This window comes from uncultured Campylobacter sp. (assembly GCF_905372745.1).
In the GTDB taxonomy this organism is placed as follows: domain Bacteria; phylum Campylobacterota; class Campylobacteria; order Campylobacterales; family Campylobacteraceae; genus Campylobacter_A.
Map to the genome: position 1 here is coordinate 23462 of NZ_CAJPQR010000022.1, position 11505 is coordinate 34966.

Genomic DNA, 11505 nt, shown 5'->3' on the forward strand with positions numbered 1-11505 from the left:
AATTTAAACCCAAGATAATTTCCCAAGCAAAAGGCGACTAAAATTTGGTGATTAAATTTTACGAGCGAGCCGAATTCGCCTCACTCCTCAAACAATCCTTTTTGCGCATCTGCGTCAAATTTGAGCTTAAACGCCTCATAGGCTTTGGCGCTAGCTAGCCTTCCCTTTGCCGTGCGCTCGATGTAGCCGTTAGCGAGCAGATAGGGCTCTATCACGTCCTCGACCGTACCATCGTCTTCGCTTAGAGCCGCCGCGATCGTGCTTAGACCCATCGGGCGGCGTTTGGCGGCGAGCAGGATCTCTAGATACTTGATATCCATCTCGTCAAAGCCGATGTCGTTTACGCCAAGCGCGTCCAGGGCCTCTTTGGCGCGAGGTTGCGAGATAACGGCTTCGTCGTTTACCTCGGCGAAGTCTCGTATGCGCTTTAGCAGCCGTAGCGCGATCCTTGGCGTCGCGCGCGAGCGAGCGGCGACCTCGAGAGCGGCGGCTTTTTCGCACTCTTTGCCAAGCTTCACCGAGGCGATCTGCACGATACGAGCCAGCTCCTCTCTGGTATAGAACTGCAGCCTAAAATCCATTCCGAATCTATCTCGCAGGGGTGCCGAGATCATACCCGCGCGCGTCGTAGCGCCGATCAGCGTAAATTTAGGCAGGTCGATCTTGATAGTCTGCGCCGCAGGCCCCGAGCCTATAATGATATCTAGGCGAAAGTCCTCCATCGCCGGATACAGCACCTCCTCGATCGCAGGACTCAAGCGGTGGATCTCGTCGATAAACAGCACGTCGCCCTCTTGGAGATTGGTTAGCACCGCTGCTAGATCGCCGCTTTTTTCTATCATGGGCGCGGCCGTCATCTTGATACTCACGCCCATTTCGTTTGCGATGATGTGCGCCAGCGTCGTCTTGCCAAGGCCCGGCGGCCCGTAGAAAAGCGCGTGATCTAGGCACTCGCCGCGCTTTTTAGCAGCCTTTATAAAGACGCCTAAATTTTGCTTGATCTTTTCCTGCCCGATGTAATCCTCAAAGCGCGTGGGGCGCAGCGACACCTCAAAATCGTTCTCAAAGCTTATTTTTTCTATTTCGACTATTCTATCCATTTTTTTCGGCTCTGTTTTTCGTAAATTTGCCGCATTTTACAAAAATTTGGGTAAGTTTTGGCTTTCGCCTTTGTTCAAATTTGACTCGGCGTTCGGCAGTAAATTTGGGATAGAAGGTGATTAAATTTGAGCAAAAAAGGTAAATTTAAGACGGTAGCGTTAAATTTGGCGCCGTAAAGGCTAGGGTTTTCAAACCGAACAAAGCTCAAATTTATCCGCCTGGCCGAAGCGGATAAATCTCAAAAATCAGCCCGAGCTTAAAACGCCGCTATCCTCGCTTTTAAAAGCTTGCAGTCGCTATCGTTGCCAAATTTACACCCCTCCGCGATGGATTCGAATTTTTCGTAAATTTCGATATTTTTTTCGTAGTTTTCAAAACCAAGCGCCCTGCAGCCGTCGTCGTTACCGAGCTTGCAAGCGCGCGAATAGCCGTCGTACGCGTCATAAATCGCAAATTCCACGCCCTGCGAGTGCTCGTAAACGTAGCCCAGAGCATAACAGCCAAGCGCGTTTTTCATATAGCACGAGGTGTCAAAAGCCTTGTGCGCGCTTGCTAGATCGCGCTCTGCGCCCAGCCCCTCATGCATCATCCTGCCGTAGTTATAGCAGCCCGCGCCGTCAAATTTCCTGCACGCTTTGGCGTATAAATTTACGGATTTTTTGAGATCGTTTTGCGATTCGTAGATGAGGCCCAGGTTGTTGCAAGCCGCCTCAGAGCCCAGCTCGCAGCCTTTTTCGTAGAGGCGAAATATTTTATTTTCATCCTTGGCGCCAAAAATTTCCTTGACGTTTAAAAGCGCAAGATCAAAGCAGCCCGTGCCGTTTCCTAGCTCGCACGATTTTTCAAAGAAAAGCTCGGCTTTTTCGTTGCTTTTCTCGGCCCCCAGCCCGCTAAAATGCATACTGCCCAGCGCCGCGCAACTCATCGCGTCGCCCTCCTCGCAAAGCGGCGATAAAATCTTAAAAGCAGCCTCATAATCGGCATTTTCGATAGCCTGTCTCGCGGCCTCCTCGCGCTTAGAAAATCGCTTCTCGTTCTGCATTTGCTTGTTTTGCTCGCCAAGACTATCGATGCCTAGCCCAAAATTCGGATTTGAGGCCATTAGTGAGCCCAAAAGCGTCGCTAAGATCAATAAAATTTTCAAACCTTGCTCCTTGTTTTGATAGCCAAATTTGCCCGTCAAATTTGACGAGGGGCGGGTAAACGCAAGCGTTCAAATTTAAACCAAACTCTGTTCGCCAAATTTAACGCCTAAGGACCAAATTACCCCAACTAGATTTGCCTAAAATAAGCTAAATTTTATACTCAAACTCCTCGCTCGGAAAGGTCTTTTCTCTAACTTCGCGAGCATAGGCTTCTACCGCCGTTCGTACTAAATTTGCGCCGTCAAGGTATCGTTTGACGAATTTTGGCTTAAACTCGTCAAAAAAGCCGAGCATATCGCTCCACACGAGCACCTGTCCATCCACGTCGGCGCCAGCGCCGATGCCGATGATAGGCATTTGCACGCTCTTTGCGACCTTTGTGGCAACCGGACTTAGCGTGCCCTCGACCACGGCCGAAAACGCTCCAGCGCGCTCGAGTGCCTTTGCCTCGTCGATCAAGCGCATCTCGTCGGCCTCGCTGCGCCCTTTTATCTTGTAGCCGCCTTCGTTTCGCACAAACTGTGGCATGAGCCCGATGTGAGCCATAACGTTTATGCCCTCGCTAGCAAGCCTTTTTACGATGGGAGCGGCTTTTAGACCGCCTTCAAATTTGACCGCGTCCGCACCCGCTTTGATAAATTTAGTCGCGTTTTTTAGCGCAGATTTTTCATCCTGATAGCTGCCAAATGGCATATCAGCAACGATAAAAGCATGTTTTGCGCCCTGCAAAACAGCCTTGACGTGATAAAGCGCGTCGTTCATCTTAAGGCTAAGCGTATCTTTTTTGCCGTTAAAGCTCATATTTAGACTGTCGCCGACCAAGATAATGTCGACGTATTCGTCAAAAAGACGTGCAAAAAGCGCATCGTAGGCGGTTATCATTACGATAGGCTGAATGCTTTTTTTGTTAATTATGTCATAAATTGTAACTTTTTTATTATTTTCTAGCATAAATTTTTCCTTAAATTTCGGTATTTTATTTTCAATTTTATCAAAAAAATGTTACAATGAAAGCAATTACGTTAAAGGACGGCAAATGGGATTGCTAAAAAGCCTTGAAATCGACTATTCCTATGATATTGCAGAGGAGTTTTTGTCGCACTACGCCTTGATGTGCGATCTGATGGAGCCGCTCATAATAAGCCTAAGCAGACCCGATAGATACGCAGGTAGCATCAACGAACTTTTTAGAATTTTTCATAACATCAAGTCTGCCGCAGGCTTTATGAAGCTTGATCCTATATTAAAATTAACTACTTTAGCCGAGGAAATCTGCGGCGAGGCAAGGGATCTACAGGGACCAGCAAACGATGACTTCGTAGACTGGCTACTTTTGTTGAGCGACCAATTTGACAGATACAAAAACGATATAGAAAACGATGCCGAGTTTTTCAGTCCGTTGGACGCCAATATCGTAAAAATACCCCAAAAACTAGACGTTTGACAAAAAATACAAAAAATAATATAATCCACAACCTTTAAAACGAGGCTAAATTTAGCCTATTCTTACGGGAGCGACTTGGCTTCGACAGGAGCAGAGCGGTCACGGTGGCACGTCGCTTTGAGCAAAGCGTAAAAAGCTCAAATAAATTTAAACGCAAACAACGTTAACTACGCTCCTGCTTACGCTAAAGCTGCGTAAGTTCAGTTGAGCCTCGTCTAGTCCGATACTAGCTAAGACGGCGGCGAGTAACCCCAGCTAGCGTAGGTTGGCGGCCTGACGAGCTGCTAGCCGAAATCTTGTCTTAGTCTAAAATAAGGTTTTGGAAAGTGAGCCCTTTTAGATGAAATTTTCACTTTTGCTAAGCGTGTAGAGGCTGTGATCGGTTTGTTTTTGGACAGGGGTTCGATCCCCCTCGCTTCCACCATTTAACATTTCCACAAGATTTCAAAAGCCCTCAAAAAGCCCTAAAATACGAGCTTTAAACCACTTTTAGCATTTCATAAGATTTCATACAATATCATACATTTTCAAGAAAATAAGTGTGTTTTTGAGTGTGTGCGACCAAAACGCTAAATTTTTACACACTCAAAAATAGGATAACCGATAAGAACGGGCTTTGCGCAAAATCATAAACGCAAAAACTAGATTTTGAGTGTGTCCAAAAACAAGCAAATTTATTTTACACACCTAAAAACACACTTACACATACACAAAAGGCGAGAAAATGGCGACGTTTGCGAAAGATAGCCAACTAAAAACCTATACGCTCAAAGACGGCAAAGCTAGAGAGTGGATTAAAGATATTTCAACTCCGTATCTCTACGTTTATGCGACGCAGACCAAAAACGGCGTAAGCAAAACGTTTATTTTTAGATACGCAGGCGAGAACCGCAAAACTAATCAAATCATCATAGGCAAATATCCGAGTATCACGCTAGCCGAAGCAAGAGCCAAAGCGACCGAGCTAAAAAGACTAAAAGAGAGAGGCGAGGACGTTAAAAAAGCCGTGATAGCTCAAAAGGCGGTTAAATTTGCGGACGCGGCGCGCGAGTGGATAGAAAAAGAGCGGGCTAAAAATACCTCATCGCTAAGCAGAGAAACGGGGCGGATAAATAATTATCTTATGCCCTATCTAAAAGACGGCGACGTTAAAACGCTAGCGCGCAGAGACTACGCGCAGGTCATCGAGCGTATACAAGATACCGAAGCCAAAAAAGGCATAAGCCACGACACGAGCAAACGCACGTTTAGACTACTTCGTAAGATTTTAGACCTAGCCGTCAATAAAGGCTACATAGACCATAACCCGACGCGCGACATAATCTTTACCGACACCTTTAAAACCTCAAAATGCGAGAACTTCAGGGCGATAACCGACCCCGAGAGGCTAGGCGAGCTTTTAAGGGCGATTGACGGCTTTAGAGGCTCAAACAGCACCAAGCAGGCGTTAGTATTCGGCGCACACACCTTTTTACGCAGCGTGAACGTCAGAGAACTAAAATGGCAATACGTGAGCTTTGATAAAGACCTCATCGTATTTCCCGCGGGCGCAATGAAAATGCGCGCGGACTTCGCCGTGCCGTTAAGCAAGCAAACAAAAGAGCTTTTAAGGGCTCAATACGAGATAAGGCGGGGCGACTTCGTATTTCCTAGCGACATCACGAGCCTAAAACCGCTAAGCGAAAATACGCTCAATTATGCGCTTAAAAGGCTAGGCTTCGGCGACGAGACGGTATTTCACGGGCTAAGGGCGACCGCCTCGACGCTACTAAACGAAAATATCAAACGCCACGGCAAAGACGCGGAAATAATCGAGCTTTGCCTAGACCACAGAGAGCGAAATAAAATAAAGTCAATCTACGACAGAAGCCAAAGACTAGACGAGCGCGCCGAGCTTATGCAGTGGTGGAGCGATTATCTGGACGAAGTGAAAGGGGGAATGAATGCCATACAACCAAGAAGCGCAGGATAAAAAAGATATTCAAGTATCCAGCCAAGCCGAGGCGGTAATATCAGACATAAGAGTATATTTATTGGGAAACAACGCCATTGATTATGACGGCGAATTTACGGCAATGATTGAAAAAGCCAGAAGTGGAGAGGCTGGAAAATTATTGCCAGAGGATTTTGCGCCACTTTTTAAATTTTTCAACGACGAGGAAACAAAGCACCAAGCATTACTAAATTTTACTACATTTTTTAAACGAATAATAGATGCTAGAGCTGTTAAAAAAGATATTTTAGTAACAAGATACGAGAATTATTTAGAAGCATTGGAATATTTAGAACACGCCTTTTATTTTTATTCAGACGATGACAAAACCATACAGGACAAATTCCACATACACATAAATACTAGCTCCTATTATGACCAAGATTCTGAGTTATCCCCTTTTGAACAAGAAATAAACAGTTTTAAGAATTGGACAGAACTGTACTTTAAAGATTTTAAGAAGCTAAAACAAGAATATGATATGCATACGAATAAGCAAGCAATAAAAGACAACTTCAAAAACTCAATGCTTGAATTAGTTAAGTTTTATGAGATTGATGCATACGACTTTTTTAATAAAGCGATTTTGGCGAATAAAATTTACAAATATTTTTACCCAAAAGACAAAGACGCCCAAGACGACTAAAAATATTTTTAGCCATTATCAATGCCCTATTTTTAGGGCTTTTACTCTTTTAGCCCATATTAAAAATCTTTAAATTTACACCCAAATAATCGTTTTTTACACATACGACTAAAAATATTTTTCGTTGAGTATCTTTCTGAAACCCGCGATAATTCACTCATATTTATTCAAGTGCGCACGCGGATAAATAATATCACTCGTAAGGAGTTTTTATTATGAACCCATTAATCACAAAGAACAACACGCTAAGCCCGAAAGAAACGGCGCAGTATTTAGGCATCTCGACCGCTACGTTATGGCGTTTTATGAAACGCGACGATTTCCCGAAGCCTAAACGCTTAACCGAGCGCACTATCCGCTTTTTAAAGAGCGAGCTAGACGCGTATTTACAAGATAGGAGCGCGTAATATGAAAGCCTTTGAAAACGAAGCCGAAAAAGGGCTTTATTCAGATTTTGCGCGAATGCTGGGTGAAGTTTATCCGGACGTCCTAAAATCTGCGACAAGCGATGAGCCTAGCGACTACAAAGAGGGATTAAATCAAGGGCTGGCAGTAGCCTTTAATTTATTTCAAGTCCTACACGAACAGCGCGATCAACTCCAAGCACTCCACACCGAAAACCAACGGCTAAGAGAGCGATTTTTTCAAAGGAGCGCACGATGAATAAGCTAGTATTTACGCCTAGCAAACTTTGCTTTAGCGCGGACGATGAGGTTATGTTAAAGGCTTTTAAAAAGCATTTGCACGCTTACAAGGTGGCGAGTTTGGACGGCGTCGCCCAACCTTTGCTTGATTGCGCTTACGATTTGTTTCATATCGTGCAGACACAGAGTAAGAGCATAAAAGAGCTAGAAATAAAGCTAGGCATAAGAGAGGAGAATAACCGATGAGAGCGCAGACGGTAAAAAAGCAAATTTTACAAAAGATGATAGCAAGAGATGAACCGATAAGGGCGTGCAATATCACGGCTAGTAACCAAAACGTTTATTTGATACAGCTAGAGCGCGCAGGTATTATTAGCCGTAAATGGCACGACGGGCAAGGCTACAAAATAGCCTATTTTAAAGACGACGAGCAAAGAAAAAAGGCTATTGAGTGGCTAAAAGCACGAGGCGTTAAAGTAGCGTAAATCAAAGAATTTTAGGGCGGTCAAGCCAAGCGAAGTTTAACCGCCCTTTGGATATTAAAACGTGGAAATATTACCTCAAATTACCCAAATACTAGCTGAAACGCCCAGCATAGCCGTAGACACCATACGCGCGAGTTTCCTAAAAAACAGAGTAACGCGCAAACACTACACCAAAATCGAGCTACTTAAAAGCATAGCCAAAAATCACGGTTTGAAATGGCGAAAAATGCGAGATACCAAAGAGATAAAAATATCCAATCGTTATGAGTTTCGAGGGCTAAAAATAACCGAGCTTTACGAACTCGAAAATCTAAGCATATTCTACGCTACTACAAAAGCCCATAATGAGTGCAGGCAGCGCGCCGTGATTGAGTTTTACGGGCTAAAGCAATATCATAAGCCCACCCCGCCCTTTGAACTCGTAGCGGAGCTTTTAGGCGCGGTTAATAACGTCTCTAGCGTCGATTTATGTTTCGACCGCCCCGAGCCGTTTAACCTGGACGTATTCGACAAAGCTCAAATAGGCGATACGACGTATTTAAAAACCGAGCTTACGGCGTTAGAGCGCGTCTATTTTTACGACAAAGCCAAAAAGAATAATCTAAATTTACCGCTGTATCGCGCCGAAGCTACCGCTCCGATAATCGATTTAAATAAGCCCGCGCTACTACCTAGAGCCGAACGGCTAGAACTGCATTTGCGCCAAGCCGTGCGCGATTTTTCGCAAATAATCGACACTGCAACCAAAGCGCAGCCGGCAAAGTTAGCATACAAGGCAAAGAATAACAAAAGAGAGCTAAGGGCGTGATAACCGCCGATAGCTTATGAAAAGATTTTAAGCCTGATTTTCGTAAAATTTAGCCCTAACGCTAAAAGGCTATTAATGAATAACGAAATATTTGATGAGTGGAACGAGATTAAAAAAGAGCTAGACGGCTCAAAGCAAGGTTACGTAAAAGCAGGTAAAATCTACTGGCTAAGCGTAGGGCGAAATATCGGCACGGAAATTTACGGTAAAGGCGATAAGTTTTTAAGACCCGTGCTAGTCGTCAAGACCGTTTTTAAAAAAGCGTTTATCGGCGTGCCGATAAGCTCAAAGACCAAAAACAAAAGCGGTTTTGCGTATCACAAATTTACCGATACCGACGACAAAGAGCAAGTAGCGTTACTCACGCAAATAAGGCTATTTGACACGAAAAGAGTGATTAACGCGCGCAAAGGCGGAATAACAAGCGAGGATTTTAACGCCGTAAAAGAAAAGCTAAGGGATTTTTTTAGATGATTACCCCGGGTGCTAAGCCCGGGTAGCCGAGCGATTAAGCTCGACCCAATCCAAAGCAGGGGGCTTTGGTAATTCTCGAATTATACAACCTAGAGCCTAAAAAGTCAAGCAAAATAAATCTATCTGATAGCTTATGATAGCGAGAGAGTATCAAATAAAGCCGTAACGTTACATTGTAACGCCTGAACTTCATCGCCCGCAAATCAACCCGCATTTACCCAAAACCGTACCCGAACCTTAAGCCGTTTTTTGCCCGTTTCATTTACTTTAAGAAACGCTAAAACGTGTATCGCTTTTCGTTATCATACGTTATCATTCGTAAAGCGAAAATTAAAATCGCATTTTGATTTTAAAATCAACGCTAGCCTGCGCCCATACGGGGCTAGCGCGTAATTTATCCGAAAGTAAAAAACGCATTTTTAAGTTTCAGACCCCCTTAGTAGGTAGGGTACCATTTACTTTTCATCCCTCAAAAATCACGCCTTTTTGATAAATCTAGCCTCGTTTCCTTAAAGTAGCGAGCGAGTGAAACAAGCGAGCGATAATCTAATACCAAAGAGAGCAAATTAACATAATAGCCCATAGAATAAAAATAAGGGGGCTACGTTTTAAAAAGAGCCTCCAGAACATACAAAGACATCAAAAGGAGTTAAAATCAAATAGCGGGCTTTGTTTTGCGTTTAGATAGGGTAAGGTTATTTTTGATGAATACGCCCCCCCCTTAAAGGGCGGAGGCGGATAACTTGTATAGGCTAAGCGATGAGGTAGCCGTTACCGGACTTAGCCCATAGGCGCATTATGGCGTCATTATTACAGACACCATCTAAAGGGTGTAGCCACTACCGACCCCCCCCCGCCCTGATTTTAAAGGGGGTGGCATTAAACTCATATCCTTTGGATTTCTCAAAAAAATGAAAACGGGCTTATTCAAAAAATCCTGAAAAAGGGGTTATCCGCAAAAAAGAGGGAAACCCTAAAAGCTGGGTGAGTTTAATTCATAGAGCTAAACGCATTTTTGCGCCAAGCGTCGAGATCAGAATACGGCATTTTTAGCCGTAAATAGACCGCAAAGCCTGAATAAATCGAAGTTATGTGCCGTGATCGGAGCTAGGGGAATTAAATACTGGTAGCTAGCTACGTTAAATGTAGGTAGCTGGGTAAATTTAACTTAGGTAGCTACCAGAGAGAGATTTAAAGCGGTGGCATTTAAAGGGGATTTTGTGGCGATGAGGTTAAAGGTCTTTAGTTAATTCTTTGATTTTTTCGTAGCGCGTTGATTTTTCGTAATTCTCAAGCCAGCTTTTTACCCAATACGGCACGCCAAATTTACCGCTACCCCAATTATTAACACTCGAATACTGAACGCCCACAAGCTCCGCAAACTCTTTTTTACTCAAATTTACGCGCTTTAGTAACTCATTAAAGCCGTCTCTTGTCAATTCCATAAAAAACCCCTTTATCGTATTTTGTCATAGTATCATATCATAAAAAAGTGAAAATATCATAAAAGCATAATAAAAGATATTGACTTTGTTAGTTTAATATGATATTATTCTACAAATAAACCATAAAATACTGATATTTAAAGGAGACCCAATGCAATTAACATTCGACATAGCCGACGAGCTAGACCTAACCAACGAGATACCGAGTACACTAAACGCTATTAGTGCTTTAGTGCTAGCTTTGCCGTATTTTAAAAAGTACGCAGGCATTAACGACGATACCGTTATGAGCGCAAGCTACTTCTTAGCAGGCGCGATTGACGACGTAGCCCAAGCCGTGCGAGATTACGCAGATAAAAAAATAGCCGAACAAAGAAAGGAGATAAAGAAATGATTTTATTTACGCAGAGAGGAGACAGCAAAGAGGGCTTTAATAAGCTTATTATGGAAAGAGCGGGCGGAGCGGAAAACTTATCGCATAAGGCTATTTACGACGTAGCATACGGGCTTTATTGCTCGCTAGCTCACGTAACCGACAAAAACGAAGCTTTGCGCATTATGGTAGAGGCTTTAAACGACGAGCTAAAAGAGCTAAGATTACAGCTCAAAGAGCTAAAAGAGGAAAACGAGGAACTAACCCAAAGGTGCGACGCGTAAGCGAAGCTAATCGACACATCGCAAAAAAAGGAAAACGCAATGCAAACAAATCAAGAATTAAACCAAATGAGCCATACGGCATTAACGGACGCCCTGATCGGAGCCAACGAGATAATCGAGGATTTATCAAATAGGCTCGACAAAGCGGAGGAAAGCGCAGAAGCTTTGTTAAGCGCGCTTGAAAAGACAGAGCAGGAGCTAAAGACCGCAAAAGAGCAGAACGCAAAGCTAGGCGAGATTAACTCGCACTACCAGTTTATTCAACTTGAGTTAGCGCAGTATCGCGAGGGTTTGATAAGTGCGGACGACCTCGTAAAGAAAATAACCGCCTATGATGATAAAGGCTGGGAAATAGTCAAGGGGTGAGCAATGAACAAAAGAGACTTTAACCAAGCTTTGAGATATTTAGCTAAGGGCGCAGACGCGCCCAGCTATTCACAGTTAAAAGATTTCGCTTGTAGGTTATGGACTAGCTTGCATAAGCGAGGCATTGAGCTAGAGCGAGCAAGAGGCGATAAGGCGCGAGAAGCGTTTCAAGCAGAGGTAGCAAAGAGAGAGGCAAAAGGAATGGCGGACGCATTATTTGAAACGGGCTTACAAGCATACCGATTATTTAATTATTATGCCAAAGAGTGCGAAAAGCTAGAGGAGAGAATAAAGCTA

Annotated in this window: 17 protein-coding genes and 1 other RNA gene; 14 read left to right on the forward strand and 4 right to left on the reverse strand. The window is 43.9% G+C overall.

Annotation, left to right across the window (positions count from 1 at the left end; all coding sequences use genetic code 11):
- Positions 1-80: 80 nt before the first annotated feature.
- From ruvB to panB, 3 genes are all read right to left on the reverse strand, one after another.
- Positions 81-1100, reverse strand: a complete 1020-nt coding sequence (gene ruvB / locus QZ157_RS07255) for a Holliday junction branch migration DNA helicase RuvB (protein ID WP_295143732.1) — start codon at positions 1098-1100, stop codon at positions 81-83.
- A gap of 257 nt (positions 1101-1357) precedes the next feature.
- The gene (locus QZ157_RS07260; RefSeq protein WP_295143735.1) at positions 1358-2245 is read right to left on the reverse strand and encodes a tetratricopeptide repeat protein; all 888 of its coding nucleotides are present in this window, start codon (positions 2243-2245) and stop codon (positions 1358-1360) included.
- A 148-nt stretch (positions 2246-2393) separates the two neighbouring features.
- Positions 2394-3197: a 3-methyl-2-oxobutanoate hydroxymethyltransferase gene (gene panB, locus QZ157_RS07265; RefSeq protein WP_295143738.1), complete on the reverse strand. Its 804-nt coding sequence runs from the start codon at positions 3195-3197 to the stop codon at positions 2394-2396.
- 85 nt (positions 3198-3282) lie between these two features.
- On the opposite strand from panB, the gene QZ157_RS07270 reads away from it, so the two are divergent.
- The 10 genes from QZ157_RS07270 to QZ157_RS07315 all read left to right on the forward strand — a co-directional run bounded on the left by QZ157_RS07270 (position 3283) and on the right by QZ157_RS07315 (position 8740).
- The gene (locus QZ157_RS07270; RefSeq protein ID WP_295143741.1) at positions 3283-3690 is read left to right on the forward strand and encodes an Hpt domain-containing protein; all 408 of its coding nucleotides are present in this window, start codon (positions 3283-3285) and stop codon (positions 3688-3690) included.
- A 66-nt stretch (positions 3691-3756) separates the two neighbouring features.
- Positions 3757-4114: a transfer-messenger RNA gene (gene ssrA / locus QZ157_RS07275) on the forward strand.
- Between the two features lie 300 nt (positions 4115-4414).
- Positions 4415-5662: a site-specific integrase gene (locus QZ157_RS07280; protein ID WP_295143743.1), complete on the forward strand. Its 1248-nt coding sequence runs from the start codon at positions 4415-4417 to the stop codon at positions 5660-5662.
- The gene (locus tag QZ157_RS07285) at positions 5634-6329 is read left to right on the forward strand and encodes a hypothetical protein (protein WP_295143746.1); all 696 of its coding nucleotides are present in this window, start codon (positions 5634-5636) and stop codon (positions 6327-6329) included. The genes QZ157_RS07280 and QZ157_RS07285 overlap by 29 nt, the downstream gene beginning before the upstream one ends.
- Before the next feature lie 215 nt (positions 6330-6544).
- Complete coding sequence (locus QZ157_RS07290) at positions 6545-6736, forward strand: helix-turn-helix domain-containing protein (RefSeq protein ID WP_009650500.1); 192 nt, start codon at positions 6545-6547, stop codon at positions 6734-6736.
- A 1-nt stretch (position 6737) separates the two neighbouring features.
- Positions 6738-6992, forward strand: a complete 255-nt coding sequence (locus QZ157_RS07295) for a hypothetical protein (protein ID WP_295143751.1) — start codon at positions 6738-6740, stop codon at positions 6990-6992.
- Positions 6989-7219, forward strand: coding sequence for a hypothetical protein (locus QZ157_RS07300; RefSeq protein ID WP_295143754.1), 231 nt, complete (start codon positions 6989-6991; stop codon positions 7217-7219). Before QZ157_RS07295 ends, QZ157_RS07300 begins: the two co-directional genes overlap by 4 nt.
- Entirely contained in the window at positions 7216-7458 is a 243-nt protein-coding gene (locus QZ157_RS07305; protein WP_295143757.1) for a hypothetical protein, read from the forward strand. The genes QZ157_RS07300 and QZ157_RS07305 overlap by 4 nt, the downstream gene beginning before the upstream one ends.
- A 61-nt stretch (positions 7459-7519) precedes the next feature.
- A complete protein-coding gene (locus QZ157_RS07310; protein WP_295143760.1) occupies positions 7520-8266 on the forward strand; it encodes an aspartate carbamoyltransferase in 747 nt (248 codons plus the stop codon).
- Positions 8267-8341: 75 nt separating this feature from the next.
- Positions 8342-8740, forward strand: coding sequence for a type II toxin-antitoxin system PemK/MazF family toxin (locus tag QZ157_RS07315; protein ID WP_295143763.1), 399 nt, complete (start codon positions 8342-8344; stop codon positions 8738-8740).
- Positions 8741-9972: 1232 nt separating this feature from the next.
- Here QZ157_RS07315 and QZ157_RS07320 read toward each other — a convergent pair.
- Positions 9973-10185, reverse strand: coding sequence for a helix-turn-helix transcriptional regulator (locus QZ157_RS07320; protein WP_314734740.1), 213 nt, complete (start codon positions 10183-10185; stop codon positions 9973-9975).
- 151 nt (positions 10186-10336) lie between these two features.
- Here QZ157_RS07320 and QZ157_RS07325 point away from each other — a divergent pair, with 151 nt between their 5' ends.
- The 4 genes from QZ157_RS07325 to QZ157_RS07340 all read left to right on the forward strand — a co-directional run.
- Positions 10337-10579, forward strand: a complete 243-nt coding sequence (locus tag QZ157_RS07325; RefSeq protein WP_295143766.1) for a hypothetical protein — start codon at positions 10337-10339, stop codon at positions 10577-10579.
- Positions 10576-10842 carry a hypothetical protein gene (locus QZ157_RS07330; protein WP_295143768.1) on the forward strand — a complete coding sequence of 89 codons (267 nt, stop codon included), beginning with the start codon at positions 10576-10578 and terminating at the stop codon, positions 10840-10842. The genes QZ157_RS07325 and QZ157_RS07330 overlap by 4 nt, the downstream gene beginning before the upstream one ends.
- Before the next feature lie 39 nt (positions 10843-10881).
- Entirely contained in the window at positions 10882-11208 is a 327-nt protein-coding gene (locus tag QZ157_RS07335; protein ID WP_295143771.1) for a hypothetical protein, read from the forward strand.
- Positions 11209-11211: 3 nt separating this feature from the next.
- Positions 11212-11505 (forward strand): hypothetical protein (locus QZ157_RS07340; RefSeq protein WP_295143773.1); only part of this gene is annotated, 294 nt, incomplete at its 3' end.